Below are 24,165 nucleotides of genomic sequence, written 5' to 3'. Positions count from 1 at the left end.
AGGAATTCAGAATGGGTAAAGAAAAATTCGACCGTTCTAAACCGCACGTTAACGTTGGTACAATTGGCCACGTCGACCACGGTAAAACAACTTTGACAGCAGCTATCTCAGCTGTACTTGCAAAATCACAAGGTAAAGCTGCAACTAAGTTTGACCAAATCGATGGTGCTCCAGAAGAGCGCGAGCGCGGTATCACTATCGCAACAGCTCACATCGAGTACGAAACAGAAAAACGCCACTATGCGCACGTTGACTGCCCAGGTCACGCTGACTATGTTAAAAACATGATCACTGGTGCTGCACAAATGGACGGCGCGATCCTCGTTGTTTCTGCAACTGATGGTCCAATGCCACAAACACGTGAGCACATCTTGCTTTCACGTCAAGTAGGTGTTCCTTTCATCGTAGTATTCATGAACAAAGTCGACATGGTTGACGACGAAGAGCTTCTTGAACTCGTTGAAATGGAAATCCGCGAACTTCTTTCTGAGTACGACTTCCCAGGCGATGACCTCCCAGTCATCCAAGGATCTGCTCTCGGCGCGCTTAACGGCGAAGCTAAATGGGAAGAAAAAATCATGGAACTCATGACAGCTGTTGATGAGTACATCCCTGAGCCAACTCGCGACACTGAAAAAGACTTCATGATGCCAGTTGAGGATGTATTCTCAATCACTGGTCGTGGTACAGTAGCTACTGGCCGCGTTGAGCGTGGAGTTCTTAAAGTCAACGACGAGATCGAAATCGTTGGTCTTCACGAAGAAACTAAAAAATCAGTATGTACTGGTGTAGAGATGTTCCGTAAGCTTCTTGACTATGCTGAAGCTGGCGACAACATCGGAGCTCTTCTCCGTGGTGTATCACGTGACGACATCGAGCGTGGACAAGTTCTCGCGAAACCAAACACAATCACACCGCACAAAACTTTCAAAGCGCAAGTTTATATCCTTTCAAAAGAAGAGGGTGGCCGTCACACGCCATTCTTCGGTAACTACCGTCCACAGTTCTACTTCCGTACAACTGACGTAACTGGTATGTGCCAACTTCCTGAAGGTACTGAAATGGTAATGCCTGGGGACAACATCGAATTGACTGTTGAACTCATCGCGCCAATCGCTCTTGAAAAAGAAACTCGTTTCTCAATCCGTGAAGGTGGCCGTACAGTAGGCGCTGGATCAGTTACAGAAATCGTTGAGTAATTTTTAAGACAAAAAGGTCTTCCGTCTCCCGTGACGGAAGACCTTTTCTTGTTTCTTTCAAAACAGTCTTGCAACATGGTCAGACATCTTATATACTGAGGAAAGTGTTTGTGCGAGTGGTGAGAGACTTGAAAACAAGTTCTAATTTATTTTGCTTGCATTCTTGCTTGGAATTAAGTAAACTAGAATATGTTGGTCACAAACACAACGCGATGAAGCGGGAGGTTATGACACACCAGGCGGCATTGCCATGGCTAGTGTGGAAATTTCCGCGGAGAATGTCTATTTACGAAATAGGCGAAAAGGAGGGAAACAACATGGCAAATGAAAAAATTCGGATCCGTTTGAAAGCATACGATCACCGCGTGCTTGATCAATCGGCTGAGAAAATTGTCGACACAGCAAAACGTTCTGGTGCTACTGTATCTGGACCGATCCCACTCCCAACGGAGAAAGCGATCTACACAGTACTTCGTGCCGTTCACAAGTACAAAGATGCTCGTGAGCAGTTCGAAATGCGTACACACAAACGTTTGATCGACATCGTTAACCCAACACCGAAAACAGTTGATGCGCTTATGCGTCTTGAACTTCCATCGGGCGTTGACATCGAAATCAAACTTTAATTTTTCTTCTATAAATAGTTGATACTAGCCAGAAGATCAAAATCATTCAATATTAGGAGGTGTATCTCATGGCTAAAGGAATCTTAGGAACTAAACTCGGTATGACACAAATCTTCAACGAGTCAGGTGAAGTAGTACCAGTTACTGTCGTTTCAGTAGAAGGTAACGTTGTTCTTCAATTGAAGACAATGGAAGTGGACGGTTACGAAGCAGTCCAACTCGGCTTTGGTGATATCAAAGAAGGTCGTCAAAACAAACCGCAAAAAGGTCACGCTGCGAAAGCAAGTGCGACACCTAAGCGCTTCATTAAAGAAATCCGTACATCTGTAACAGATTTCGAAATCGGTCAAGAGATTAAAGCAGATACTTTCGCTGCAGGCGAAATGGTTGATGTAACAGGTACGTCGAAAGGTAAAGGTTTCGCTGGAGCAATCAAGCGTCACAACCAATCACGTGGTCCAATGGCTCACGGTTCGCGTTACCACCGTCGCCCAGGTTCAATGGGTCCTGTCGCTCCAAACCGTGTATTCAAAGGGAAATTGCTCCCAGGACGCATGGGTGGAGAACAAATCACTGTTCAAAACCTTGAAATCGTAAAAGTTGATGTAGAACGTGGCTTACTCCTCGTCAAGGGTGCTATCCCAGGCGCACGTAAGAGCCAAGTTGTCGTCAAAACTGCGGTTAAAGGCAACTAATCCGTTTGCAAGGAAAGGAGGAATAACGAATGCCTAAAGTAGCTTTGCTTAACCAAACAGGTACACAAGTTGGAGATATTGAGCTCGCAGATGCCGTTTTCGGAATCGAGCCAAACGAAGCAGTCGTATACGATGCAATCGTCATGCAACAAGCTTCACGTCGCCAAGGTACACATGATACAAAAGGTCGCTCGGAAGTTCGCGGTGGCGGCCGTAAACCATGGAAACAAAAAGGTACTGGTCGTGCACGCCAAGGTTCGATCCGTTCGCCACAATGGGTTGGCGGTGGAACAGTCTTCGGTCCAACACCACGTTCGTACGCTTATAAACTTCCTAAAAAGGTTCGTCGTCTCGCATTACGTTCAGCACTTTCTTCGAAAGTCGCTAACAACGAGTTCATCGTTCTTGAAGGATTGACAATCGATGCTCCGAAAACAAAAGATATGATTTCGGTCTTCGCTGCTCTTTCAATCGAACGTAAAGTTCTTGTCGTTACTGCTGATTACAACGAGACAGTCGTTCTTTCAACACGCAACATTCCTGGTGTCACAGTCGTTGACGCTGCTGGAGTAAACGTCCTTGATCTTGTCGCACACGACAAAGTCATCTTCACGAAGGATGCAGTTGCGAGAGTAGAGGAGGTGCTTGCATAATGGCACATACACACGACATTATCAAACGTCCTGTAATTACTGAACGCTCAGTGAACCAAATGGCTGAGAAAAAGTACACGTTCGAAGTAGACGTGAAGGCATCTAAGACTCAAATCAAAGATGCTGTTGAAGCGATCTTCGGCGTTAAAGTTGAAAAAATCAACACACTTATCTCAAAACCAAAAGCAAAACGCGTAGGTCGTCACGCTGGTTACACAGCACGCCGCAAAAAAGCGGTCGTCACGCTTACTGCAGATAGCAAAGAACTCGATTACCTCGGTTAATCGGTACTCTGTAGAAAAGGAGGGAACTCTCGATGGGAATTAAAAAGTTTAAACCGACCACTAACGGTCGTCGTAACATGACTGCACTCGACTTTGCTGAAATTACGGCTTCACGTCCTGAAAAATCGTTAACTGAAAAGCTTTCGAAAAAGGGCGGACGTAACAACCAAGGTCGCTTGACAGTACGTCACCAAGGTGGCGGACACAAACGTAAATACCGTATCATCGACTTCAAACGTAACAAGGATGGCATCGCTGGCCGTATCGCTACAATCGAGTACGATCCGAACCGCTCTGCAAACATCGCGCTTGTACACTACATCGATGGTGAAAAACGCTACATCCTCGCACCTAAAGGATTGAAAGTTGACATGCAAGTCATGTCAGGAGTCGACGCTGACATTAAAGTCGGTAACGCTCTTCCTCTTTCAAACATCCCAGTTGGTACATTGATCCACAACATCGAACTTAAGCCAGGTAAAGGTGGTCAGCTCGTTCGTTCAGCTGGTACTTCTGCTCAGCTTCTCGGTAAAGATGGTAAATACGCGATTGTTCGTCTTCAATCAGGCGAAACACGTATGATCCTTGCTACTTGCCGTGCAACAGTCGGCGCTGTCGGTAATGAAGAGCACGAGCTCGTCAATATCGGTAAAGCTGGTCGTTCACGCTGGCTCGGAAAACGTCCTACAGTTCGTGGTTCTGTCATGAACCCAGTTGATCACCCACACGGTGGTGGTGAAGGACGTGCTCCAATCGGTCGTTCGGGCCCACTTACTCCTTGGGGTAAACCGGCACTCGGATACAAAACTCGTAAGAAAAACAAAGCGAGCGATAAATATATCGTCCGTCGTTCTAAAAAATAATTACGTGATTTCTGAACGGTTCGCAGGAACCGTTCCTGAATCATGCCAAAGGGAGGTACAACTATGGGTCGCAGCTTGAAAAAAGGTCCATTTGCAGATCACCATTTGCTCGCTAAGGTTGACAAAGCCAACGAAGCTGGTGACAAGCATGTTATCAAAACTTGGTCACGCCGCTCGACAATCTTCCCAGAGTTCATCGGTCACACGATCGCTGTCTACGATGGTCGTAAACACGTACCGGTTTACGTGACAGAAGATATGGTCGGTCACAAACTTGGTGAATTCGCGCCTACACGTTCTTACAAAGGACATGCTGGGAACGATAAGAAGACGAAACGTTAATCTGAGGGGAGGTACTCATTATGCAATCAAAAGCATCGGCTAATATGGTTCGCATTGCTCCTCGTAAGGCACGTCTCGTAGTAGACTTAATCCGCGGGAAGCAAATCGGCGAAGCACTTTCGATTCTTGCTTACACGAACAAGGCAGCAACGCCAATCGTTGAAAAAGCATTGAAATCGGCAATCGCGAACGCTGAGCACAACTTCGACATGAACATCGAAAACCTCGTAGTAACAGAGGCTTACGTCAACGAAGGTCCAACGCTCAAACGTTTCCGCCCACGTGCAATGGGTCGCGCAAGCCGTATCAACAAACGTACGAGCCACGTTCACATCGTGGTATCTGAAAAATAAGGAGGGATTACCGTGGGTCAGAAGATTAACCCAACTGGTCTTCGCGTAGGTATCATCAAAGACTGGGAATCACGTTGGTTCGCAGATAAAGACTATGCTGATCTCCTTCATGAAGACTACGTAGTTCGTGAATATATCGAAAAACGTCTTAAAGACGCTAGTGTTTCTAAAATTGAAATCGAGCGCGCTGCAAACCGCTTGAACATTTCACTTCACACTGCTAAACCTGGTATGGTTATCGGTAAAGGCGGTTCTGAAATCGAAACACTTCGTACAGACATCACTAACCTTGCAAAAGGCAAACGCGTTCACGTTAACGTCGTTGAAGTGAAAAACCCGGATGCAGTTGCTAAACTTGTCGCTGAAAACATCGCTCGCCAACTTGAAGGCCGCGTATCTTTCCGTCGTGCAATGAAGCAATCAATCCAACGCTCTATGCGTTCAGGTATCAAAGGAATCAAGACTGAAGTTTCTGGTCGTCTTGGCGGCGCTGATATCGCTCGTTCAGAGAAGTATTCAGAAGGAACAGTCCCACTTCATACACTCCGTGCAGACATCGATTACGGTACTGCTGAAGCTGATACAACTTACGGCAAAATTGGCGTAAAAGTATGGCTCCACCACGGTGAAGTGCTTCCTACGAAAAAAGCAGCATCTAACGAACAATAATCCACATCCGTCTAGGGAAGGAGGCAACACAACATGTTGTTACCAAAACGTGTAAAATATCGTCGTGTTCACCGCGGCAACATGCGTGGTAAAGCGAAACGTGGTACTACAGTACACTTCGGCGAGTTCGGTATCCAAGCTCAAGAAGCTAGCTGGATCACTAGCCGTCAAATCGAATCAGCGCGTATCGCGATGACTCGTTATATGAAACGTGGTGGTAAAGTGTGGATCAAAATTTTCCCACACAAACCATACACTAAAAAACCTCTTGAAGTCCGAATGGGTTCAGGTAAAGGTGCTCCGGAGGGCTGGGTTGCAGTCGTTAAACCGGGGAAAGTAATGTTCGAAATCGCAGGAGTATCGGAAGAGATCGCACGCGAAGCTCTCCGTCTTGCATCACACAAACTTCCAGTAAAATGTAAGTTCGTAAAACGTGAAGAAAATGGTGGTGATACGAATGAAAGCAACTGATCTCCGTCAGCAAACTACAGAAGAGCTCAACGGTAAAGTCGGTTCGTGGAAAGAAGAGTTGTTCAACCTTCGTTTCCAACTCGCGACTGGTCAGCTTGAGAACCCTGCTCGTATCCGTGAAGTGCGCAAGTCGATTGCACGCGCGAAAACCGTTCTTCGTGAACGCGAACTCGGCATCAACAACGCATAATTCACTCGGATTCTGAGAGGAGGAACACTCAATGGAACGCACTAACAACCGCAAAGTGTTAACTGGACGCGTCGTATCTGACAAAATGGATAAAACGATCGTTGTTTCAGTTGAGACTAAAGTAAAGCATAAGCTCTACGGCAAACGCGTAAACTACTCTAAGAAGTATAAAACGCATGATGAAAGCAACACAGCTAAAATCGGTGACGTCGTACGCATTCAAGAAACACGTCCACTTTCTAAAGACAAACGTTTCCGTCTCGTAGAAGTCGTCGAAAAAGCAGTAATCATCTAAACTCTAATTAGTTCGGATGAATAAACATCCGGAGGGAGGTACAATCGTATGATTCAACAAGAATCTCGCTTGAAAGTAGCAGACAACTCAGGAGCTCGTGAAGTCTTGACGATCAAAGTCCTCGGAGGATCTGGTCGCAAAACTGCTAACATCGGTGATGTAATTGTTTGTACAGTTAAACAAGCAACACCAGGTGGCGTTGTCAAAAAAGGTGAAGTTGTACGCGCAGTAGTCGTTCGTACTAAACGTGGCGTTCGTCGTAAAGACGGTTCGTACATCCGTTTTGACGAAAATGCAGCAGTCATCATCAAAGATGATAAAAGCCCACGTGGCACACGTATCTTCGGACCAGTCGCACGCGAACTTCGTGAAAAAGACTTCATGAAGATCGTCTCGTTGGCACCGGAAGTACTTTAATTCCAAAGAATTCCTACAAGGAGGTGCTCTAACGATGCATGTCAAAAAAGGTGATAAAGTTCAGGTTATGACTGGTAAAGATAAAGGCAAACAAGGCGTTATTCTTACTGCTATGCCGAAAAAAGATCGCGTTATCGTCGAAGGCGTTAACATGATCAAAAAACACACAAAACCTTCTCAACTTAACCCGCAAGGCGGAATTGTCGAGAAAGAAGCACCGATTCACGTATCGAACGTTATGCTCATCGACCCTAAGACAGGAACTCCAACACGCGTTGGTTTCACTGTGGTTGACGGCAAGAAAGTACGTATCGCTAAAAAATCGGGCGAAGCTTTAGATAAATAAGAAGATTTAAAGAAAGGAGGTCCACTTTCTGATGAACCGTTTAAAAGCTAAATACCAAGACGAAATCGTCAAAGTAATGATGGAGAAATTCAACTATACTTCTGTAATGCAAGCGCCGAAAGTCGATAAGATCGTAATCAACATGGGTGTTGGTGACGCTGTTACGAATACGAAAGCACTTGACATGGCAGTAGAAGAGCTTCAGCTCCTCACTGGTCAGAAGCCACTCATCACGAAAGCTAAGAAATCAATCGCTGGTTTCAAACTTCGTGAAGGTATGCCAATCGGTGCGAAGGTTACACTTCGCGGAGAGCGCATGTTCGAATTCCTCGACAAGTTGATCAACGTGTCACTTCCACGTGTACGTGACTTCCGTGGTGTATCGAAGAAATCATTCGATGGCCGTGGTAACTACACGCTAGGCGTGAAGGAACAATTGATCTTCCCAGAAATCGACTACGATCGCGTATCTAAAGTCCGTGGTATGGACATCGTTATCGTAACTACTGCTAATACGGATGAAGAGTCTCGTGAGCTTCTCACAGCACTCGGCATGCCATTCCAAAAATAAGGGAGGCCGCACACATGGCTAAGAAATCAATGATCGCACGTGAAGTAAAACGCCAAGCACTCGTAGAGCGCTACGCTGAACAACGCGCAGAATTGAAAGCACAAGGCGACTACATCGGCTTGAGCAAACTCCCACGTAACTCTTCAGCGGTTCGTTTACACAACCGTTGCAGTATCACTGGCCGTCCACACGGTTACATTGGTAAATTCGGTATCAGCCGTATTAAGTTCCGTGATCTTGCTCATAAAGGTCAAATCCCTGGTGTTAAAAAAGCAAGCTGGTAATTCATTAAAGTTGTGAAAGGAGGTACATCGCATGGTTATGACAGATCCGATTGCAGATATGCTTACACGCATTCGTAATGCAAACATGGTTCGCCATGAGAAGTTGGAAATGCCAGCTTCTACAATCAAACGTGAAGTCGCTGAAATCCTCAAACGTGAAGGTTTCATCCGCGATGTTGAATATCTCGAGGACAGCAAACAAGGTACGCTCCGCGTATTCCTTAAGTACGGCGCAAGCAACGAACGCGTCATCACTGGACTCAAACGTATCTCGAAACCAGGTCTTCGCGTTTACGCGAAAGCTGATGAAATCCCGAAAGTACTCGGTGGTCTCGGAATCGCTATCGTTTCAACATCTAAAGGTGTTATGACAGACAAAGAAGCTCGCCAACAAAAAGTCGGCGGCGAAGTGATCGCATACATCTGGTAATTCACGCATAAAAAGAACGGAGGTGTCTTAAATGTCACGTATTGGTAAAAAGCCGGTCGTTATCCCAGCAGGCGTTACAGTAACAGTTGAAAACAGCACAGTTACAGTAAAAGGTCCTAAAGGTGAACTCACACGTGAGTTCAACCCGACTATGGCTATCAACGTAGAAGGTAATGAATTGACTGTCGTTCGTCCAAACGACGAAAAGGCTAACCGTACAATTCACGGAACGACTCGTGCGCTTATCGCGAACATGGTCGAAGGTGTAAACAACGGTTTTGCTAAGACACTTGATATCCAAGGTGTTGGTTACCGTGCTCAAAAGCAAGGTAACAAAATCGTACTCAACCTCGGTTACTCACACCCAATCGAGTACACTCCGGAACAAGGCATTGAAGTCGAAGTTCCTACGAATACGCAAATCATCATCCGCGGTATCAACAAAGAGCGTGTTGGACACGTTGCTGCATTGATTCGTTCGTACCGTCAACCTGAGCCGTACAAAGGTAAAGGAATTCGTTACAGTGATGAAGTCGTTCGTCGTAAAGAAGGTAAAACAGGTAAGTAATTCGTTGATACGAATTGACCGGAAAGGAGTGGCATAAATGATCTCAAAGGCAGACAAAAACGCTACGCGTAAAAAGCGTCATGGTCGTGTACGTCGTACAATCATCGGGACTGCAACACGTCCACGTATGAACGTATTCCGTTCGAACAAGAACATTTACGTACAAGTCATTGACGATGCAACACATGCAACACTCGCATCTGCATCATCACTCGATCTTGAAAAAGGCAACACAGCTGACGCTGCAACAGCAGTCGGTAAGCTCGCAGCTGAACGCGCTCTTGAAAAAGGTATTGAAACAGTCGTTTTCGACCGTGGAGGATATCTCTATCATGGACGTATCAAAGCTGTAGCTGAAGCAGCTCGTGAAGCTGGTCTCAAATTCTAATAGAAAAGGAGGGAACCTCTACATGCGCCAGTTAGAAATTAACATGGATCAACTCGAAGAACGCGTTGTTACTGTAAACCGCGTCGCGAAAGTAGTAAAAGGTGGCCGTCGCTTCCGTTTTGCTGCACTCGTCGTCGTAGGTGACAAGAATGGTCACGTAGGTTTCGGTACGGGTAAAGCTCAGGAAGTGCCTGAAGCGATCCGTAAAGCAATCGAAGATGCAAAGAAAAACATGGTTAACGTTCCAATCGTTAACACTACAATTCCACACGAAATCAACGGAATTTTCGGTGCAGGTCACGTCTTCTTGAAACCTGCTTCTGAAGGTACTGGAGTCATCGCTGGTGGCCCAGTTCGTGCGGTTCTCGAATTAGCGGGAATCAACGACATTCTTTCGAAATCACTTGGATCAAGCACTCCAATCAACATGGTTCGTGCGACTGTTAAAGGTCTCACTTCACTTAAACGTGCTGAAGACGTTGCGAAACTCCGCGGTAAAACCGTCGAAGAACTTCGCGGTTAAGAAAGGGAGGGAATACAGATGGCGAAACTCGCAGTTACCCTCACACGCAGCATGATCGGTCGTCCGGAGAACCAACGCGTTACTACTCGTACGCTTGGTCTCCGTAAGATGCACCAAACTGTTGTCGTACCTGACAACGCTGCTATGCGTGGGATGATTAACCACGTGTCACACTTATTGACAGTTAAAGAAATTCAAGAGTAATAGAACGATATAATTTTATGAGGAGGTGCCCCACTATGAAACTCCATGAATTGAAACCAGCTGCTGGTTCACGTTCAGAACGCAACCGTGTAGGTCGCGGTATGTCTTCTGGTAACGGTAAGACTTCTGGCCGTGGTCACAAAGGTCAAAAAGCTCGTTCAGGCGGTGGTGTTCGTCCAGGTTTCGAAGGTGGACAAAACCCACTTTTCCGTCGTTTACCAAAACGCGGCTTCAACAACCCGACTCGTAAAGAGTTCGCGGTTATCAACCTTGACACACTTAACCGTTTTGAAGAAGGAACTGAAGTAACTCCTGAACTTCTTATCGAGACTCGCGCAGTCAAAGGTATGAAAGACGGCGTTAAGATCCTTTCAAACGGCAAGATTGAAAAGAAATTGACTGTAAAAGCTCACAAGTTCTCCGAAGCTGCGAAGCAAGCGATCGAAGCTGCCGGCGGTACGGTTGAGGTGATCTAATGTTTCAAGCGATCTCCAATATGTGGCGCGTAGCCGACATTCGTCGGCGCATTCTGTTTACTCTCGCATTGATTATCGTGTTCCGGATCGGAGCGCATATCCCAGTGCCGATGGTAAACACTGAAGTATTCAAGATTGACGACAACGGTGTTCTCGGCTTCTTGAATTCCTTCGGTGGGAATGCTTTGAAGAATTTCTCACTCTTTGCGATGGGAATCATGCCGTATATCACGGCTTCAATCGTTGTCCAACTCTTACAGATGGACGTTGTTCCAAAGTTTGCCGAATGGGCAAAACAAGGAGAGGCGGGCCGTAAGAAGTTAGCAACGGTAACGCGCTATGGAACGATCGTACTCGGCTTAGTCCAAGCGTTTGGAATCGCGCTTGGATTTAACCGTATCTATCCAGGTCTTGTCGATGAGCAATTCGGCACCTGGACGTACGTTATGATTGCACTTGTTTTGACGGCTGGTACAGCATTCTTGATGTTCCTCGGTGAACTCATCACGGAGAAGGGCATTGGTAACGGGATATCAATGATCATCTTCGCTGGGATTGTCGCAGGCTTCCCGAACGCGTTCCGCCAGATCTACGAAACAAAGCTCCAAAATGCAGGGGATGCTTTGTTCGTCAACGTGCTTTATATCGTACTGTTGCTTTTAATCATCATCGCGGTCATCGTCGGTGTCATCTATGTGCAGCAAGCTGCACGTAAGATTCCGATTCAGTACGCTAAGCGTACGGTGAATCGTGCGCCAGTAGGCGGCCAATCGACTCACTTGCCGATTAAGCTGAATGCTGCTGGTGTTATCCCAGTTATCTTCGCGGTGTCGTTCATGGTGACTCCACCAACGGTTGCAAGTTTCTTTGCGAGTCCGGAAACAGCGACGAAAATTCGTGACATCTTCGACTATACGAGTCCAATCGGAATGTCGATTTATGTTGCGTTGATCATCGCCTTCTCGTACTTCTACACATTCGTTCAGGTTAACCCGGAACAAATGGCAGAGAACCTTCAAAAACAAGGCGGATACATTCCTGGTATTCGTCCTGGTAAGCAAACGGAACAATACATCACGAAGATCTTGTACCGTCTGACATTCTTCGGTTCGCTCTTCCTTGCTGTCATCGCGGTAACGCCAACGTTCTTTATTAAGTTCGCTGGTTTACCGAACTCGGTGCAAATTGGTGGGACAAGCTTGTTGATTGTCATCGGTGTAGGTCTTGAGACGATGAAACAGATTGAAAGTCAACTGGTTAAACGACACTACAAAGGCTTTATCCGATAAGGCGGGAGGAAGGGGACCATCCCTTTCCTTTCTGTTGTGTCTATAGAGTCTATAGAAGTGGAGGCTACCGACATGAATCTTGTATTGATGGGCTTGCCGGGTGCTGGAAAAGGGACGCAGGCTGCGAAAATTATCGAAGACTACGCCATTCCACACATCTCGACAGGCGACATGTTCCGCGCGGCGATCAAAGATCAAACACCGCTCGGGCAGGAAGCGAAATCGTACATGGATAAAGGGGAACTCGTTCCGGATGAAGTCACAATCGGCATCGTACGTGAACGTCTCGCCAAAGAAGACTGTGCAAATGGTTTTCTTCTTGACGGTTTCCCACGCACAGTGAAACAAGCAGATGCTCTTGAAGCATTACTTGCGGATCTTAACAAACAAATCGATCACGTCATTCACATTGGTGTGAATCCAGAGAAACTTGTCCCTCGTTTGACAGGCCGCCGGATTTGCCCGACATGTGGAGCAACGTATCACGTCATCTATAACCCACCAAAAGTGGAAGGTGTTTGTGATATCGACGGATCAGCACTTGTTCAACGTGAAGATGATCAAGAAGAAACGGTTCGCCGTCGTCTTGAAGTCAACGTCGCGCAAGCGCAACCTTTGATTGACTTTTACGCTGAAAAAGGGTATCTTCGTAATTTGGACGGTGATCGTCCGATTAATGAAGTTTACTCCGATGTTCAAGCACTTCTTGGTGGTCAGTAATGATCATTACGAAAGCGCCGCGTGAAATCGATATCATGCGTAAAGCAGGACAAATCGTCGCTCGGACGCATAAAGAGCTTAAAGCTCACATTCGTCCAGGCATCACGACGGGGCAACTCGACGCGATCGCTGAACGTTATATTCGAAGTCAAGGGGCAACACCATCGTTTAAAGGTTATAATGGGTTTACTGGTAGCATCTGCGCATCAGTAAATGAAGAACTTGTCCATGGTATTCCGGGTGACCGCGTACTCCACGATGGAGACATCATCTCGATTGATATCGGGGCGGAGTATAATGGATATCACGGAGATTCAGCCTGGACATATCCGGTCGGTACAATCTCTGAAGAGACGAAGCAGTTACTTGACGTAACTGAAGAATCTCTGTATAAAGGATTGGAGCGCGCCAAAGCTGGTGTGCACCTGACAGATATTTCGCATGCGATTCAGTCACATGTCGAAGCAGCGAATTTTTCTGTAGTCCGCGAATATGTGGGCCACGGCGTGGGACAAAATTTGCATGAAGATCCGCAAATCCCACATTATGGACCACCGGGGAAAGGGCCGCGCCTGAAAACCGGCATGACACTGGCGATTGAGCCAATGGTCAACGTCGGGAAACGCTATGTTCGCACACTATCCGACAATTGGACGGTAGTGACAGTGGACGGTAGCATGTGCGCCCACTTTGAGCACACCATCGCCATCACAGACGACGGCTACGAGATCTTAACGGTCGATGCAGAGTGAGCTGTGCGCGTTATTGGTGTCACCTTTCTATAGCCGCTATCCACTCGTGTTTGTGACCGATGATCTCTCAACGGCTACTGTAGAAAGCCCCTAAGCGCTACAAATCGTCTGGGCTCCCAATCAACTTTATAGAGAAAGGGGTATAATTGATGGCGAAACAAGATGTAATCGAAGTGGAAGGTACGGTTATCGAACCACTTCCAAATGCGATGTTTAAGGTGGAGTTAGAAAACGGCCACACGGTCCTCGCGCACGTCTCAGGAAAAATTCGGATGCACTTCATTCGGATCTTACCAGGAGATAAAGTAACAGTTGAGTTGTCACCATACGACTTAACTCGCGGACGGATCACATACCGTTTCAAATAAAAACTCCGATTTTTTCAGGAGGAGGTATTCACAATGAAAGTAAGACCTTCGGTTAAACCGATCTGTGAAAAGTGTAAAGTTATCCGCCGTAAAGGCAAAGTAATGGTTATTTGCGAAAACCCTAAGCATAAACAAAAACAAGGGTAATTAAACAAGGAGGTGCACACATGGCACGTATTGCTGGTGTAGATATTCCACGTGAGAAACGCATCGTTATCTCACTCACTTACATCTATGGTGTTGGTAAAACGACTGCTCAGAAAGTCTTGAAAGAAGCTGGTATCTCTGAAGATACTCGTACTCGTGAATTGACTGAAGAACAACTCAACCAACTTCGTGATGGTTTAGATAAAGTAAAAGTTGAGGGTGATCTTCGTCGTGAAATCTCACTCAACATCAAACGTTTGATCGAAATCGGTTGCTACCGTGGTGTTCGTCACCGTCGTGGTCTTCCAGTTCGTGGTCAAAACACTAAAAACAACTCGCGTACTCGTAAAGGCCCACGCCGTACAGTAGCGAACAAGAAGAAGTAAGGGAGGGTAAACTAATATGGCAAAACGTAAACAGAACGTTCGTAGTAAACGTAAAGTCAAAAAGAATATTGAGTCTGGTATCGTGCATATCCGTTCAACATTCAACAACACAATCGTTACGATCACTGATGTGCAAGGGAATGCAATCTCTTGGGCAACTGCAGGTAACATGGGCTTCAAAGGCTCACGTAAATCGACTCCATTCGCAGCACAACTTGCTTCTGAAACAGCTGCAAAAACTGCAATGGACAACGGTATGCGTACTGTAGAAGTCAACGTTAAAGGTCCTGGTGCAGGTCGTGAAGCTGCTATCCGTGCGCTTCAAGCAATCGGTCTCGAAGTTACAGCGATCCGTGACGTAACTCCAGTTCCACACAACGGTTGCCGCCCTCCAAAACGTCGTCGCGTGTAACCCGTCTTGTACTGCAAAGCGGGAAATCGAGTAGACTTTTGTTGATCGTTTGACCAAACCAAGCAGTAGACACGTACACGAGACGGTTGGCGATTGAACGCGATGGCCAACAAGACGATATTCAAGGAGGGGTTCAGATGATCGAAATCGAAAAACCGAAGATTGAAACGGTCGAATTAAGCGAAAACGCTACGTTTGGTAAATTCGTAGTAGAACCGCTTGAGCGTGGATTCGGTACAACGCTTGGTAACTCTCTGCGTCGTATCCTATTATCTTCACTTCCGGGTGCTGCAGTCACTGCAGTCCAAATCGATGGCGTTCTTCATGAGTTCTCGACGATTGATGGCGTTGTAGAAGACGTTACCCAAATCATCTTGAACCTTAAGAAACTCGCCCTCAAAGTGTACTCGGAAGAAGAGAAAACACTTGAGATCGATATTCAAGGCGCTGGCGTTGTTACTGCTGCGAACATTACGCATGACAGCGACGTCGAAATCCTCAACCCAGAACTTCACATTGCAACACTTGCAGAAGGTGCATCACTTCATATGCGTCTGACAGCTCGTCGTGGCCGTGGGTATGTTCAGGCTGAAGATAACAAACGGGACGATATGCCAATCGGTGTAATCCCAATTGATTCGATTTACACGCCAATTCAACGTGTAAACTATCAAGTTGAAAAAACACGTGTCGGTCAAGATGCGAGCTTCGATAAATTGACGCTTGATGTTTGGACGGACGGTTCAATCCGCCCTGAAGAAGCAGTGTCACTCGGTGCAAAAATCATGACAGAACACTTAAACATCTTTGTTGGTCTTACGGACGAAGCGCTCCATGCTGAAATCATGGTCGAAAAGGAAGAAGATCAAAAAGAAAAAGTACTCGAAATGACGATCGAAGAACTCGATCTTTCAGTTCGTTCGTACAACTGTTTGAAACGCGCTGGTATCAATACGGTTCAAGAACTCGCGAATAAGAGCGAAGACGAGATGATGAAAGTTCGTAACCTCGGACGTAAGTCACTCGAAGAAGTTCAAGCGAAGCTCGACGAACTCGGACTTGGTTTGCGTAAAGAAGACTAAAACTATTAATTGCACGAAGGAGGGAATCCATCCATGGCATACTCGAAATTAGGCCGTACAAGCTCACAACGTAAGGCACTTTTGCGTGACCTTGCGACTGATCTCATCATCAATGAGCGTATCCAAACTACAGAACAAAAAGCGAAGGAACTTCGTCCAGTCGTTGAGAAACTCATCACTTTAGGTAAACGCGGTGATCTCCACGCTCGTCGTCAAGTTGCATCGTTCGTTCGTCGCGAAGCTGCTGGTCAAAACGAAGCTGGTAAAACACAAGATGCAATCCAAAAATTGTTCTCTGATGTTGCTCCACGTTTTGCTGAGCGTCAAGGTGGTTACACACGCATCATGAAAATGGGACCACGTCGTGGTGACGGCGCAGAAATGGTCATCATCGAACTCGTTTAATTTTTAAATGATTCGTTATAAAAGGGCAGTGCGTAACTCGCTTCTGCCCTTTTGTTACAAATGGAATTAATTGATTTGATGAAGGAGGAGTAGACATGACGAAGCTAATTGAACTGGATCACGTTACGTATCGGTATCCGGAACAGGAACAAGCGGCGTTACAAGATGTCTCTCTGACGATTCATTCTGGTGAATGGGTCGCCATCGTTGGACACAACGGCTCTGGAAAATCAACGCTGACTAAATTGTTTAATGGCTTGTTGCTTCCTGAATCAGGAACGGTGACCGTAGGCGAGACGTTCTCGAGTACGAATCCGGAGCAACTGTGGGAGATGCGCCGGGCAATCGGCATCGTCTTTCAAAATCCAGATAATCAATTTGTTGGCACGACCGTGCGCGACGACGTGGCATTCGCCCTTGAAAATTGGGGTGTGCCACGCGAGGAAATGGTTCGTCGTATCGACGACAGTCTAGCGCGCGTTGGCCTTACGGATTTTGTTGACCGGGAACCCCATCAACTATCCGGCGGACAGAAGCAGCGTGTCGCAATTGCTTCGGCACTTGCGATGCGCCCTGATGTTCTCGTGCTTGATGAAGCTACATCGATGCTTGATCCACTTGCACGTGAAGAGGTTATGTCGACCGTTCAAGAATTATATGAACGACATCCGATGGCGGTAGTCGCCATTACACATGAATTAGACGAGGTCTTACAGGCCAGTCGTGTCATCGTGATGGATGCCGGGAAAATCGTATTAGAAGGTACACCTCAAGAAGTCTTTGCGAAATCGGCGTTTCTCCAAGAAATCGGTCTCGATGTTCCTTTCATCGTTCGAGTTCAGGAGCAATTGCGGGCGCGAGGTCTCTCGTATGGGGACACGATACTAGATGAAAGTGAATTGGTGAACCGCTTATGCCAATCCTAATCCAGGAATTGAACTATACGTACCAACTTAATAGTCCGTTCGAACGAGTCGCGCTGCGTGATGTGAATCTTGAGATTCCGTCAGGGGCGCTTGTTGCGTTTGTAGGACACACTGGGTCTGGGAAGTCGACGCTCGTCCAGCACATCAACGGATTGCTGAAACCGACGAGAGGGAAAGTCCAAGTCGATGACATCATCATTGAACCAAAACGAAAACAAGATTTAAAGGCACTACGAAAACGTGTCGGTCTCGTCTTTCAGTATCCGGAGTATCAACTGTTTGAAGAAACGGTCTTAAAAGATGTCATGTTCGGTCCGATGAATTTTGGCCATGAGCAGGAAGAGGCAGAACGGCTCGCAAAAGAGGCATTACGCACAGTAGGGCTAGACGAAGTCTTCTGGTCCCGATCGCCGTTTGACCTGTCTGGTGGGCAAATGAGGCGTGTTGCGATCGCAGGCGTACTCGCTAGTCAACCAGACGTGTTGATCGTCGACGAACCGACCGCTGGACTCGATCCGCAAGGACGTAAGCAAATGCTGAGTCTTTTCGCCCGGCTTCACGCGGAAACGGGTTTGACATTACTTTTGATTACGCATGATATGGATCAAGTGCTCGAGTATACGAATCGTGTCGTCGTCATGGAACATGGACACGTCGCATATGACGGCGAGCCGATTGGATTGTTCCAACAGGCTGAATTGCTAACGCAGTTCCATCTTGATTTGCCACATGTCTTAGCACTCGCTTGGCCGGTGGCGGACCGGCTCGGACTTTCGCGTCCAAACTTACGAACGGAACCGGAAGTCGTGGATTGGATTTTACAGGTACAGGGGGGACGTATATGATCGTCGGACAACATATTCCGGGTACGTCCTATCTTCATCGTTCTTCTGCGCTTGCCAAAATTATTTTTGCGTTTTGTTTCATCCCGCTCGTGTTCCTCGCGAACAATGCGGCGACGAACATTTTTTTACTCATTTTTACGTTTTTGGCGTTAGCGAGTAGTAAATTGCCGCTCCGCTATGTCTTAAAAGGATTACGGCCGATTCTGTTCTTGATCCTGTTTACGTTTATCGTGCAACTGTTCTTTACGCGAGAAGGGACCGTCCTGTTTGAACTCGGATGGTTGAAAATTTATTCGGAAGGTCTGCGTCTCGCGATCATTGTCTCACTCCGCTTCTTCTATCTGGTCTCGATTACGACACTCGTCACCTTGACGACGTCACCGATTGAGCTGACAGATGCAATCGAATTGCTTTTGAAGCCATTCAAGATCGTCCGCGTTCCGACGCATGAGATTGCCTTGATGCTCTCGATTTCGCTGCGGTTCCTGCCGACACTGGCGGAAGAGACGGAGAAGATCATGAAAGCACAGCAGGCGCGTGGTGTTGATTTAGCGGCAGGACCGATCAAAGAGCGTCTGCGAGCAATCATCCCGCTTTTGATTCCGTTGTTCATCTCTGCCTTTAAGCGGGCAGAGGACCTCGCGACGGCGATGGAAGCACGCGGCTATCGTGGGGGAGAAGGACGGACACGTCTCCGGGAATCGAAATGGACGGCACGTGATACCGGTTTGATGGGTCTGCTCGTCGTCGTCGCACTCCTTCTTGTTTACTTACGGGGAGGTTTCTGATGCGACGTTTTAAATGTACGATTCAATATGACGGGACAGGTTACTCCGGTTACCAAGTCCAACCGAATGGTGTAACGATCCAGGAGGTCGTCGAGAAGACGCTTGCGCGCATGCACAAGCACCCGGTCAAGGTCATCGGGTCAGGGCGTACGGACGCCCGTGTGCACGCACAGGGGCAAGTCATCCATTTTGATACGGAACTTGCGATTGCTCCGGACAGTATGGTCAAGGCCTTAAATACGTTGTTACCGGACGATATTCGTGTCCGGGACTGTAAAGAGGTCGCTTCTGACTTCGAAGCAAGGTATGATGTAGTGGGGAAAGAGTACCGGTACTTCGTGCGCCGGACCGAAGATGCGTTTCGACGTCATCAATCGGTATTGATTCCGTACGCGCTTGATCTCGACGTGATGCGTCAAGCGATGACGGATTTAGTCGGCACCCATGATTTCAGTTCGTTTTGTGTCGCGAAGACGGAAACGGATAATCGGATCCGGACGATTTATGAAGCGGAGTTGATTGAGTACGGGGAAGAGTTGATCTTTCGCTTTAAAGGAAGCGGTTTTCTCTATAATCAAATTCGCATCATGGTCGGGACTTTGTTTGATGTCGGGCGCGGACGTTTTTCCGCTACGGACATCAAGAAGATGCTTGCCGCGAAGGATCGAAACGTCGCTGGTGTGACGGCACCACCGCACGGGTTGTACCTTTGGGAAGTTTTCTACCCAGAGTCTAAAAAAGGCATTTGACATTAGCCGCTAAAAAACATACAATGTTTATTGGCATTTCATTTATTATGAAACCACAATCTTAGCCCCGTACACCTAAGATTCTGATAGATTCACACAGTGAATAAATGAAAAATCAAAAAAGAAACTTTTAAATTCCTTAGGAGGTATTTTACATGCGCACAACTTTCATGGCGAAAGCTACTGATGTAGAACGCAAATGGCTCCTTATCGACGCAGAAGGCAAAACACTCGGTCGTCTTTCGAGCGAAGTGGCTTCACTTCTCCGCGGTAAGCACAAACCTACGTTCACACCACACGTTGACTGTGGGGATCACGTTATCCTCATCAACGTTGAGAAAATCGTATTAACTGGTAACAAACTCGACAAAAAAGTCTACTACCGTCACTCTGGTCATCCAGGCGGCTTGAAGCAGACTGTCGCACGCGACTTACTCGCTAACAAACCTGAGCGTATGCTTGAACTCGCGATCAAAGGGATGCTTCCAAAAGGTAGCCTCGGTCGTCAAATGTTCAACAAACTCCACGTTTACGCTGGAGATACTCATAAGCAAGAAGCACAACAACCAGAAGTTTACGAACTTCGCGGTTAATACGAATTTAGGAGGAACTACACGATGGCAGATGTACGTTACTACGGCACTGGTCGCCGTAAACACGCGGCAGCTCGCGTTTTCCTCGTTGCTGGAGACGGTAAAGTCACAGTTAACGGGCGCGATATCAGCGAATACTTCGGTTATGAAACTTTAATCATGACTGCAAAAGAACCACTCGTAATCACAGAAACAGAAGGTAAATACGATATCATGGTAACGGTCAAAGGCGGCGGCTTCACTGGTCAAGCAGGCGCTATCCGTCACGGTATCTCACGTGCACTTCTTCAAGCGGATCCAGATTTCCGTGGAACACTTAAAGCTAAAGGCTTCTTAACACGCGATGCTCGTATGAAAGAACGTAAAAAATACGGTCTTAAAGCAGCACGTCGTGCGCCTCAGTTCTCAAAACGTTAATCGTTTTTACCTCTCATCCTTACGGGTGGGAGGTTTTTTTGTGCCATCTAAAAAAGATCATCTCCGCAACAGGGAAATGATCTCACGCTTTTACTTTTGAAATTTAGCAACGGTCGAGTCCCTCTTAGTTTAAACCGTACGTCGCAGACGGAACCTACGGACTAGAGTCAGAGCACCGAAGAGAATCAAAAACGTCACGGGAATGGAACGGATGAACTGTGCTGTTAAGAAAGCACGTACGCTATCATCCGATCCGTGACTGACGAACACCGTGCTCTGCTCTAATAGGACAGCACCTTCTTCAAGTATCGGTTGATAGGTAGTTGCCGGCTGTACTGTGAAGAAATAGAAGTAGGCAAGGTAGCCGATATGTAGGAAAAGCGTCAGTATCATCGACAGGAAAAGCACTTTTTTCATGAACTAAAGAAACCTCCTTTTGAATAAGGTAATCGAAAACATGACCTTTCCCAAGTATACACGAAGGGGAATCTGGGAAAAGAACGAAGAAGGAGTGTGATGTGAAGTGGCATTGACGATCGAATGGCTACTCGAACGAGCGAACCGAAAACTGAGCGTCGCCGGACTCTCGCCGGAAGTCGCGCGCAAGACACGCCATGTCATCCGGGAACTCCACGGGAAAGGGATTTACGTTGGCGTAGCGCAAGGTTTTCGTTCTTATCGGGAGCAAGAGGCATTATATGCACAAGGACGGACGACCCCTGGCGCCATCGTGACGAACGCACGTGGCGGACAATCGAATCATAACCGCGGGATTGCCGTCGATCTTTTTCGTTATACAGATGACGGGACACAGGCAATCTTTGAAAGGGATGAACCGTTCAAACAGATTGTCGCGGCAATGAAAGAACAAGGCTTTTCATGGGGCGGTGATTGGGTGACGTTTCAAGATTACCCTCACTTTGAACTATTGAAGACGACAACGGACGTCCTCGTCCCGTATCCGGGTCGTCCACTGTACCGTGGGGCAATCGGAATGAATGAACGTGACATCGAGCGAATCCAGCGGGCAGTGAAGGCACCCGTGACGAAAGTATTCGACGAGACGACGGCGCGGCAAGTCAGGGCCTATCAAGTACGGCAAGGGCTTGCGGTCGACGGTGTCGTCGGACCGGCGACCTGGAATCGGATGTTTTAAGCGAATGGCTACCGTTCTTTGTACGGGTAAGGCAAAGAAGAGTAGTCATTTTCGATGGAAACAGGATTCGGTAGCCGGCAAGTAATAAAACTTCAGGAAATATTCCCCTTTCCGAGCCGAAATGTGCAAGCGCTATCTTATTTTTGTTATACTGAAATGGAATAAATCGAACGTTCTCAGGGGGAAGGCACTATGTTGAATGAACAAGAAATTCGCGAGGTAGTCGGACAGTTAATCGATCCGACGATTGAACGCTCGCTTGCAGATACGAATGGGATTCGAGATGTCCGCATCAAGGGGGATTACGTCAGTCTGAAAATCGCGCTTGCACAAGCGGGTTCGGGTGAACAGTTGACGTTGCAACAGCAAATCGTCAAAGAGTTAAAGGAAAAAGGATTTAAAACGGTCGGTCTCCGCTTCGAAGCACTCGGTGACCACGGCATTCAAGCAGCGACGACACCGTCGATTCTTAAACCGGAGTCAGGTACGACGTTCATCGCGATTGCTTCCGGTAAAGGTGGCGTCGGAAAATCGACGGTTTCCGTCAACCTCGCAGTTGCTCTCGCACGCGCGGGGAAAAAAGTGGGATTGATTGACGCGGATATCTACGGTTTTAGTGTGCCGGATATGATGGGGATTGAAACACGCCCGACCGTCGTCAATGACCGGATCATTCCACCTGAACGATTTGGCGTAAAAGTCATCTCGATGGGCTTCTTCGTTGAAGATAATGCACCCGTCATCTGGCGTGGACCGATGCTCGGGAAGATGCTCAATAACTTCTTCTCGGATGTTGAATGGGGCGATCTCGATTACCTCTTACTTGATTTACCACCAGGGACGGGTGACGTCGCACTTGATATCCACTCGATGCTCCCAAGCTGCCAAGAGTTGATTGTCACGACACCACATGCGACAGCAGCATTCGTTGCGGCTCGTGCAGGTGCGATGGCGATCAAGACGAACCACCGTTTACTCGGAATCATCGAAAACATGGCCTACTTCGAAAGTAAAGTAACAGGTGAAAAAGAGTATGTCTTCGGATCAGGTGGCGGAGAGAAGTTGTCAGAAGCGCTAAAAACAGATATTCTAGCTAAGATTCCACTTGGACAACCATATGCGAATGAATCGGACTTTGCACCATCGATTTACCGCGATGATCATCCATTTGAAACACACTATAATGAACTCGCAGCGCGTGTCATCGAAAAAGTAGAGGGATAATACATGAAGATTAAAGGATTTTTGAAGCTGTTCTGGATGACGCTCCTGATTGGAACGCTAGCCGGCTTCGTGTTCAACCTTGTCGCTGAACCGGGCTATATCCGCAATCAATCGATTAGCGGATACATCACGGCCCTGGCATACAGCAGTACATGGACGGCGATCAGCCTGATGGGCTTTTTCTCCTATTTGATTTTGCACCGGGTTGGACTTGATCTATTCCGCGGCGCAAAACTATGGAATCGTGTTCAGGTCGTTTTGATCGCCTTCGCCTTGTTTGACGGTGTTTACTTGCGTGGCCTTGCGTTCGGATTCGAGAAGACGACGCTCTATATTGGCGAGATGGTCGTCTTGCTAATCGTTGCGTTTCTCGTCGCACGGACAAAAGCACGCGAGACGAACTTTACGGCGTTTGTTCCAACGTTGTTCTTAATGACAGTCATCACGTTGATTGAATGGGTGCCGGCTCTTCAGGCGACGCAAGATAAACGGATGCTGTGGGCCGCACTGGCAACACTATTGATTTGTAATGCGTATCAAATCTTGATGTTACACCGTCTGCAAGAAAAGCCTGCGCCAGCGAAAGTACAGTCGCAAAAACAGGCATAAGAAAAGGACTCGGGGAATGGTTGTTATGACCAATTCCATCGGGTCCATCTTTTTTAAAAGTTTTTTTAGAAAAACAGTTGACGTAAAAAACAAGAGTTGATATATTAATACATGTCGCTGAGGCACACGCCGAAAGCGAGCGTCATACAACGAAAAAAACTTATAAAAAAAGAATTGACATCAGTTAATACTTTACTGTAAGATTTAAAAGTCGTCAAATGACATATCGGACTTTGAAAACTGAACGATGAGGCAAAAACGTATCTTCGGATACAAACAATGAATGAAGCGCAAGCTTCGTCAACGTGACTTTTAGTCACAACAACGAGCAAGTCAAACACTTTATGGAGAGTTTGATCCTGGCTCAGGACGAACGCTGGCGGCGTGCCTAATACATGCAAGTCGAGCGCAGGAAGCTCGCGGAACTCTTCGGAGGGAAGCGAGTGGAAT

Annotated in this window: 41 protein-coding genes and 1 rRNA gene; 41 read left to right on the top strand and 1 reads right to left on the bottom strand. The window is 47.1% G+C overall.

Features of this window, described 5'->3' with window-relative positions:
• The first annotated feature begins 11 nt into the window (after window positions 1-11).
• The 37 genes from tuf (at window position 12) to rpsI (ending at window position 20,726) form a co-directional block, all read left to right on the top strand.
• Window positions 12-1,199, top strand: coding sequence for an elongation factor Tu (gene tuf / locus KNQ04_RS14670; protein ID WP_088836007.1), 1,188 nt, complete (start codon window positions 12-14; stop codon window positions 1,197-1,199).
• A 317-nt stretch (window positions 1,200-1,516) separates the two neighbouring features.
• Window positions 1,517-1,825, top strand: coding sequence for a 30S ribosomal protein S10 (gene rpsJ, locus KNQ04_RS14665; RefSeq protein ID WP_029332258.1), 309 nt, complete (start codon window positions 1,517-1,519; stop codon window positions 1,823-1,825).
• 68 nt (window positions 1,826-1,893) lie between these two features.
• Window positions 1,894-2,520 carry a 50S ribosomal protein L3 gene (gene rplC / locus KNQ04_RS14660; protein WP_029332259.1) on the top strand — a complete coding sequence of 209 codons (627 nt, stop codon included), beginning with the start codon at window positions 1,894-1,896 and terminating at the stop codon, window positions 2,518-2,520.
• Window positions 2,521-2,549: 29 nt separating this feature from the next.
• Window positions 2,550-3,173: a 50S ribosomal protein L4 gene (gene rplD / locus KNQ04_RS14655; protein ID WP_012369010.1), complete on the top strand. Its 624-nt coding sequence runs from the start codon at window positions 2,550-2,552 to the stop codon at window positions 3,171-3,173.
• Complete coding sequence (gene rplW / locus KNQ04_RS14650; protein WP_029332261.1) at window positions 3,173-3,457, top strand: 50S ribosomal protein L23; 285 nt, start codon at window positions 3,173-3,175, stop codon at window positions 3,455-3,457. The genes rplD and rplW overlap by 1 nt, the downstream gene beginning before the upstream one ends.
• Window positions 3,458-3,489: 32 nt before the next feature.
• The gene (gene rplB, locus KNQ04_RS14645) at window positions 3,490-4,320 is read left to right on the top strand and encodes a 50S ribosomal protein L2 (RefSeq protein ID WP_214851645.1); all 831 of its coding nucleotides are present in this window, start codon (window positions 3,490-3,492) and stop codon (window positions 4,318-4,320) included.
• A 63-nt stretch (window positions 4,321-4,383) separates the two neighbouring features.
• On the top strand, window positions 4,384-4,662 hold the full coding sequence (rpsS, locus tag KNQ04_RS14640; protein WP_012369013.1) for a 30S ribosomal protein S19: 279 nt from the start codon (window positions 4,384-4,386) through the stop codon (window positions 4,660-4,662).
• Between the two features lie 20 nt (window positions 4,663-4,682).
• Window positions 4,683-5,015: a 50S ribosomal protein L22 gene (rplV, locus tag KNQ04_RS14635; protein WP_029332264.1), complete on the top strand. Its 333-nt coding sequence runs from the start codon at window positions 4,683-4,685 to the stop codon at window positions 5,013-5,015.
• 12 nt (window positions 5,016-5,027) lie between these two features.
• Window positions 5,028-5,684, top strand: coding sequence for a 30S ribosomal protein S3 (gene rpsC / locus KNQ04_RS14630; RefSeq protein WP_026834299.1), 657 nt, complete (start codon window positions 5,028-5,030; stop codon window positions 5,682-5,684).
• 33 nt (window positions 5,685-5,717) lie between these two features.
• Window positions 5,718-6,155: a 50S ribosomal protein L16 gene (rplP, locus tag KNQ04_RS14625; RefSeq protein ID WP_012369016.1), complete on the top strand. Its 438-nt coding sequence runs from the start codon at window positions 5,718-5,720 to the stop codon at window positions 6,153-6,155.
• On the top strand, window positions 6,142-6,345 hold the full coding sequence (gene rpmC / locus KNQ04_RS14620) for a 50S ribosomal protein L29 (protein WP_012369017.1): 204 nt from the start codon (window positions 6,142-6,144) through the stop codon (window positions 6,343-6,345). Before rplP ends, rpmC begins: the two co-directional genes overlap by 14 nt.
• Window positions 6,346-6,376: 31 nt before the next feature.
• Window positions 6,377-6,640 carry a 30S ribosomal protein S17 gene (gene rpsQ, locus KNQ04_RS14615; protein ID WP_014969155.1) on the top strand — a complete coding sequence of 88 codons (264 nt, stop codon included), beginning with the start codon at window positions 6,377-6,379 and terminating at the stop codon, window positions 6,638-6,640.
• 48 nt (window positions 6,641-6,688) lie between these two features.
• Window positions 6,689-7,057, top strand: coding sequence for a 50S ribosomal protein L14 (rplN, locus tag KNQ04_RS14610; protein ID WP_012369019.1), 369 nt, complete (start codon window positions 6,689-6,691; stop codon window positions 7,055-7,057).
• A gap of 34 nt (window positions 7,058-7,091) precedes the next feature.
• Complete coding sequence (gene rplX, locus KNQ04_RS14605; RefSeq protein ID WP_029332265.1) at window positions 7,092-7,403, top strand: 50S ribosomal protein L24; 312 nt, start codon at window positions 7,092-7,094, stop codon at window positions 7,401-7,403.
• A 31-nt stretch (window positions 7,404-7,434) separates the two neighbouring features.
• On the top strand, window positions 7,435-7,974 hold the full coding sequence (rplE, locus tag KNQ04_RS14600) for a 50S ribosomal protein L5 (protein WP_029332266.1): 540 nt from the start codon (window positions 7,435-7,437) through the stop codon (window positions 7,972-7,974).
• A 14-nt stretch (window positions 7,975-7,988) separates the two neighbouring features.
• Window positions 7,989-8,258 (top strand): 30S ribosomal protein S14, encoded by a 270-nt coding sequence (gene rpsN / locus KNQ04_RS14595; protein WP_012369022.1) that lies wholly within the window; start codon window positions 7,989-7,991, stop codon window positions 8,256-8,258.
• Between the two features lie 31 nt (window positions 8,259-8,289).
• Window positions 8,290-8,688: a 30S ribosomal protein S8 gene (rpsH, locus tag KNQ04_RS14590; RefSeq protein WP_012369023.1), complete on the top strand. Its 399-nt coding sequence runs from the start codon at window positions 8,290-8,292 to the stop codon at window positions 8,686-8,688.
• A gap of 31 nt (window positions 8,689-8,719) precedes the next feature.
• A complete protein-coding gene (rplF, locus tag KNQ04_RS14585) occupies window positions 8,720-9,256 on the top strand; it encodes a 50S ribosomal protein L6 (RefSeq protein WP_029332267.1) in 537 nt (178 codons plus the stop codon).
• A 37-nt stretch (window positions 9,257-9,293) separates the two neighbouring features.
• Window positions 9,294-9,644, top strand: coding sequence for a 50S ribosomal protein L18 (gene rplR, locus KNQ04_RS14580; protein WP_029332268.1), 351 nt, complete (start codon window positions 9,294-9,296; stop codon window positions 9,642-9,644).
• A gap of 22 nt (window positions 9,645-9,666) precedes the next feature.
• Window positions 9,667-10,167, top strand: a complete 501-nt coding sequence (gene rpsE / locus KNQ04_RS14575; RefSeq protein WP_012369026.1) for a 30S ribosomal protein S5 — start codon at window positions 9,667-9,669, stop codon at window positions 10,165-10,167.
• Window positions 10,168-10,185: 18 nt separating this feature from the next.
• The gene (rpmD, locus tag KNQ04_RS14570; RefSeq protein WP_012369027.1) at window positions 10,186-10,371 is read left to right on the top strand and encodes a 50S ribosomal protein L30; all 186 of its coding nucleotides are present in this window, start codon (window positions 10,186-10,188) and stop codon (window positions 10,369-10,371) included.
• Between the two features lie 35 nt (window positions 10,372-10,406).
• Window positions 10,407-10,847, top strand: a complete 441-nt coding sequence (gene rplO, locus KNQ04_RS14565; protein ID WP_029332269.1) for a 50S ribosomal protein L15 — start codon at window positions 10,407-10,409, stop codon at window positions 10,845-10,847.
• Window positions 10,847-12,136, top strand: coding sequence for a preprotein translocase subunit SecY (gene secY / locus KNQ04_RS14560; RefSeq protein WP_214851643.1), 1,290 nt, complete (start codon window positions 10,847-10,849; stop codon window positions 12,134-12,136). Before rplO ends, secY begins: the two co-directional genes overlap by 1 nt.
• A gap of 72 nt (window positions 12,137-12,208) precedes the next feature.
• Window positions 12,209-12,856: an adenylate kinase gene (locus tag KNQ04_RS14555; protein WP_026834297.1), complete on the top strand. Its 648-nt coding sequence runs from the start codon at window positions 12,209-12,211 to the stop codon at window positions 12,854-12,856.
• Window positions 12,856-13,608 carry a type I methionyl aminopeptidase gene (gene map, locus KNQ04_RS14550; protein WP_029332271.1) on the top strand — a complete coding sequence of 251 codons (753 nt, stop codon included), beginning with the start codon at window positions 12,856-12,858 and terminating at the stop codon, window positions 13,606-13,608. Before KNQ04_RS14555 ends, map begins: the two co-directional genes overlap by 1 nt.
• A gap of 149 nt (window positions 13,609-13,757) precedes the next feature.
• Window positions 13,758-13,976, top strand: a complete 219-nt coding sequence (infA, locus tag KNQ04_RS14545) for a translation initiation factor IF-1 (RefSeq protein WP_012369032.1) — start codon at window positions 13,758-13,760, stop codon at window positions 13,974-13,976.
• Window positions 13,977-14,009: 33 nt separating this feature from the next.
• The gene (gene rpmJ, locus KNQ04_RS14540) at window positions 14,010-14,123 is read left to right on the top strand and encodes a 50S ribosomal protein L36 (protein WP_003156543.1); all 114 of its coding nucleotides are present in this window, start codon (window positions 14,010-14,012) and stop codon (window positions 14,121-14,123) included.
• 20 nt (window positions 14,124-14,143) lie between these two features.
• Complete coding sequence (gene rpsM / locus KNQ04_RS14535; protein ID WP_012369033.1) at window positions 14,144-14,509, top strand: 30S ribosomal protein S13; 366 nt, start codon at window positions 14,144-14,146, stop codon at window positions 14,507-14,509.
• 16 nt (window positions 14,510-14,525) lie between these two features.
• On the top strand, window positions 14,526-14,921 hold the full coding sequence (gene rpsK / locus KNQ04_RS14530) for a 30S ribosomal protein S11 (protein WP_029332272.1): 396 nt from the start codon (window positions 14,526-14,528) through the stop codon (window positions 14,919-14,921).
• A 137-nt stretch (window positions 14,922-15,058) separates the two neighbouring features.
• Window positions 15,059-16,003 (top strand): DNA-directed RNA polymerase subunit alpha, encoded by a 945-nt coding sequence (locus KNQ04_RS14525; protein ID WP_029332273.1) that lies wholly within the window; start codon window positions 15,059-15,061, stop codon window positions 16,001-16,003.
• A 33-nt stretch (window positions 16,004-16,036) separates the two neighbouring features.
• Window positions 16,037-16,408 carry a 50S ribosomal protein L17 gene (gene rplQ / locus KNQ04_RS14520; protein ID WP_214851641.1) on the top strand — a complete coding sequence of 124 codons (372 nt, stop codon included), beginning with the start codon at window positions 16,037-16,039 and terminating at the stop codon, window positions 16,406-16,408.
• A gap of 95 nt (window positions 16,409-16,503) precedes the next feature.
• The gene (locus KNQ04_RS14515; RefSeq protein WP_214851639.1) at window positions 16,504-17,334 is read left to right on the top strand and encodes an energy-coupling factor ABC transporter ATP-binding protein; all 831 of its coding nucleotides are present in this window, start codon (window positions 16,504-16,506) and stop codon (window positions 17,332-17,334) included.
• Entirely contained in the window at window positions 17,322-18,179 is an 858-nt protein-coding gene (locus tag KNQ04_RS14510) for an energy-coupling factor transporter ATPase (RefSeq protein WP_214851637.1), read from the top strand. The genes KNQ04_RS14515 and KNQ04_RS14510 overlap by 13 nt, the downstream gene beginning before the upstream one ends.
• The gene (locus tag KNQ04_RS14505; RefSeq protein ID WP_214851636.1) at window positions 18,176-18,967 is read left to right on the top strand and encodes an energy-coupling factor transporter transmembrane component T family protein; all 792 of its coding nucleotides are present in this window, start codon (window positions 18,176-18,178) and stop codon (window positions 18,965-18,967) included. The genes KNQ04_RS14510 and KNQ04_RS14505 overlap by 4 nt, the downstream gene beginning before the upstream one ends.
• Window positions 18,967-19,716 carry a tRNA pseudouridine(38-40) synthase TruA gene (gene truA, locus KNQ04_RS14500; protein ID WP_214851635.1) on the top strand — a complete coding sequence of 250 codons (750 nt, stop codon included), beginning with the start codon at window positions 18,967-18,969 and terminating at the stop codon, window positions 19,714-19,716. Before KNQ04_RS14505 ends, truA begins: the two co-directional genes overlap by 1 nt.
• Before the next feature lie 155 nt (window positions 19,717-19,871).
• On the top strand, window positions 19,872-20,309 hold the full coding sequence (gene rplM / locus KNQ04_RS14495) for a 50S ribosomal protein L13 (protein WP_012369041.1): 438 nt from the start codon (window positions 19,872-19,874) through the stop codon (window positions 20,307-20,309).
• A gap of 24 nt (window positions 20,310-20,333) precedes the next feature.
• The gene (gene rpsI, locus KNQ04_RS14490) at window positions 20,334-20,726 is read left to right on the top strand and encodes a 30S ribosomal protein S9 (protein WP_029332278.1); all 393 of its coding nucleotides are present in this window, start codon (window positions 20,334-20,336) and stop codon (window positions 20,724-20,726) included.
• A gap of 129 nt (window positions 20,727-20,855) precedes the next feature.
• Here the strand turns inward: rpsI and KNQ04_RS14485 are convergent, their stop codons facing one another.
• Entirely contained in the window at window positions 20,856-21,143 is a 288-nt protein-coding gene (locus tag KNQ04_RS14485) for a hypothetical protein (RefSeq protein ID WP_214851634.1), read from the bottom strand.
• A 106-nt stretch (window positions 21,144-21,249) separates the two neighbouring features.
• Between KNQ04_RS14485 and KNQ04_RS14480 the strand changes: the two genes are divergently transcribed.
• The 4 genes from KNQ04_RS14480 to KNQ04_RS14465 all read left to right on the top strand — a co-directional run.
• Window positions 21,250-21,882, top strand: coding sequence for a M15 family metallopeptidase (locus KNQ04_RS14480; protein ID WP_214851633.1), 633 nt, complete (start codon window positions 21,250-21,252; stop codon window positions 21,880-21,882).
• A 192-nt stretch (window positions 21,883-22,074) separates the two neighbouring features.
• Entirely contained in the window at window positions 22,075-23,106 is a 1,032-nt protein-coding gene (locus tag KNQ04_RS14475) for an Mrp/NBP35 family ATP-binding protein (protein ID WP_214851632.1), read from the top strand.
• A 3-nt stretch (window positions 23,107-23,109) separates the two neighbouring features.
• On the top strand, window positions 23,110-23,715 hold the full coding sequence (locus KNQ04_RS14470; protein ID WP_214851630.1) for a KinB-signaling pathway activation protein: 606 nt from the start codon (window positions 23,110-23,112) through the stop codon (window positions 23,713-23,715).
• A 341-nt stretch (window positions 23,716-24,056) separates the two neighbouring features.
• Window positions 24,057-24,165: ribosomal RNA gene (locus tag KNQ04_RS14465) — 16S ribosomal RNA — on the top strand; the annotation flags it as partial.

It is taken from the genome of Exiguobacterium sp. s193 (genome assembly GCF_018618755.1).
In the GTDB taxonomy this organism is placed as follows: Bacteria; Bacillota; Bacilli; order Exiguobacteriales; family Exiguobacteriaceae; genus Exiguobacterium_A.
The sequence above is the reverse complement of the archived record's forward strand: the minus strand, read 5'-3'. Positions and strand labels throughout refer to the sequence as shown.

Coding starts and splice junctions, on each gene's coding strand:
- rpsM (WP_012369033.1), top strand. CDS start 14,144: ATGGCACGTATTGCTGGTGTAGATATTCCACGTGAGAAACGCATCGTT.
- rpmC (WP_012369017.1), top strand. CDS start 6,142: ATGAAAGCAACTGATCTCCGTCAGCAAACTACAGAAGAGCTCAACGGT.
- rplE (WP_029332266.1), top strand. CDS start 7,435: ATGAACCGTTTAAAAGCTAAATACCAAGACGAAATCGTCAAAGTAATG.
- rpsH (WP_012369023.1), top strand. CDS start 8,290: ATGGTTATGACAGATCCGATTGCAGATATGCTTACACGCATTCGTAAT.
- rplW (WP_029332261.1), top strand. CDS start 3,173: ATGGCACATACACACGACATTATCAAACGTCCTGTAATTACTGAACGC.
- rplX (WP_029332265.1), top strand. CDS start 7,092: ATGCATGTCAAAAAAGGTGATAAAGTTCAGGTTATGACTGGTAAAGAT.
- map (WP_029332271.1), top strand. CDS start 12,856: ATGATCATTACGAAAGCGCCGCGTGAAATCGATATCATGCGTAAAGCA.
- rplD (WP_012369010.1), top strand. CDS start 2,550: ATGCCTAAAGTAGCTTTGCTTAACCAAACAGGTACACAAGTTGGAGAT.
- rpsK (WP_029332272.1), top strand. CDS start 14,526: ATGGCAAAACGTAAACAGAACGTTCGTAGTAAACGTAAAGTCAAAAAG.
- KNQ04_RS14505 (WP_214851636.1), top strand. CDS start 18,176: ATGATCGTCGGACAACATATTCCGGGTACGTCCTATCTTCATCGTTCT.
- rpsI (WP_029332278.1), top strand. CDS start 20,334: ATGGCAGATGTACGTTACTACGGCACTGGTCGCCGTAAACACGCGGCA.
- rplV (WP_029332264.1), top strand. CDS start 4,683: ATGCAATCAAAAGCATCGGCTAATATGGTTCGCATTGCTCCTCGTAAG.
- rplQ (WP_214851641.1), top strand. CDS start 16,037: ATGGCATACTCGAAATTAGGCCGTACAAGCTCACAACGTAAGGCACTT.
- rplM (WP_012369041.1), top strand. CDS start 19,872: ATGCGCACAACTTTCATGGCGAAAGCTACTGATGTAGAACGCAAATGG.
- rpsQ (WP_014969155.1), top strand. CDS start 6,377: ATGGAACGCACTAACAACCGCAAAGTGTTAACTGGACGCGTCGTATCT.
- rpsJ (WP_029332258.1), top strand. CDS start 1,517: ATGGCAAATGAAAAAATTCGGATCCGTTTGAAAGCATACGATCACCGC.
- KNQ04_RS14555 (WP_026834297.1), top strand. CDS start 12,209: ATGAATCTTGTATTGATGGGCTTGCCGGGTGCTGGAAAAGGGACGCAG.
- rplC (WP_029332259.1), top strand. CDS start 1,894: ATGGCTAAAGGAATCTTAGGAACTAAACTCGGTATGACACAAATCTTC.
- rplR (WP_029332268.1), top strand. CDS start 9,294: ATGATCTCAAAGGCAGACAAAAACGCTACGCGTAAAAAGCGTCATGGT.
- rpmD (WP_012369027.1), top strand. CDS start 10,186: ATGGCGAAACTCGCAGTTACCCTCACACGCAGCATGATCGGTCGTCCG.
- KNQ04_RS14525 (WP_029332273.1), top strand. CDS start 15,059: ATGATCGAAATCGAAAAACCGAAGATTGAAACGGTCGAATTAAGCGAA.
- KNQ04_RS14510 (WP_214851637.1), top strand. CDS start 17,322: ATGCCAATCCTAATCCAGGAATTGAACTATACGTACCAACTTAATAGT.
- rpmJ (WP_003156543.1), top strand. CDS start 14,010: ATGAAAGTAAGACCTTCGGTTAAACCGATCTGTGAAAAGTGTAAAGTT.
- rplB (WP_214851645.1), top strand. CDS start 3,490: ATGGGAATTAAAAAGTTTAAACCGACCACTAACGGTCGTCGTAACATG.
- rpsN (WP_012369022.1), top strand. CDS start 7,989: ATGGCTAAGAAATCAATGATCGCACGTGAAGTAAAACGCCAAGCACTC.
- rplN (WP_012369019.1), top strand. CDS start 6,689: ATGATTCAACAAGAATCTCGCTTGAAAGTAGCAGACAACTCAGGAGCT.
- KNQ04_RS14515 (WP_214851639.1), top strand. CDS start 16,504: ATGACGAAGCTAATTGAACTGGATCACGTTACGTATCGGTATCCGGAA.
- infA (WP_012369032.1), top strand. CDS start 13,758: ATGGCGAAACAAGATGTAATCGAAGTGGAAGGTACGGTTATCGAACCA.
- KNQ04_RS14485 (WP_214851634.1), bottom strand. CDS start 21,143: ATGAAAAAAGTGCTTTTCCTGTCGATGATACTGACGCTTTTCCTACAT.
- KNQ04_RS14470 (WP_214851630.1), top strand. CDS start 23,110: ATGAAGATTAAAGGATTTTTGAAGCTGTTCTGGATGACGCTCCTGATT.
- rplP (WP_012369016.1), top strand. CDS start 5,718: ATGTTGTTACCAAAACGTGTAAAATATCGTCGTGTTCACCGCGGCAAC.
- rpsS (WP_012369013.1), top strand. CDS start 4,384: ATGGGTCGCAGCTTGAAAAAAGGTCCATTTGCAGATCACCATTTGCTC.
- rpsE (WP_012369026.1), top strand. CDS start 9,667: ATGCGCCAGTTAGAAATTAACATGGATCAACTCGAAGAACGCGTTGTT.
- rplO (WP_029332269.1), top strand. CDS start 10,407: ATGAAACTCCATGAATTGAAACCAGCTGCTGGTTCACGTTCAGAACGC.
- rplF (WP_029332267.1), top strand. CDS start 8,720: ATGTCACGTATTGGTAAAAAGCCGGTCGTTATCCCAGCAGGCGTTACA.
- tuf (WP_088836007.1), top strand. CDS start 12: ATGGGTAAAGAAAAATTCGACCGTTCTAAACCGCACGTTAACGTTGGT.
- KNQ04_RS14475 (WP_214851632.1), top strand. CDS start 22,075: ATGTTGAATGAACAAGAAATTCGCGAGGTAGTCGGACAGTTAATCGAT.
- secY (WP_214851643.1), top strand. CDS start 10,847: ATGTTTCAAGCGATCTCCAATATGTGGCGCGTAGCCGACATTCGTCGG.
- truA (WP_214851635.1), top strand. CDS start 18,967: ATGCGACGTTTTAAATGTACGATTCAATATGACGGGACAGGTTACTCC.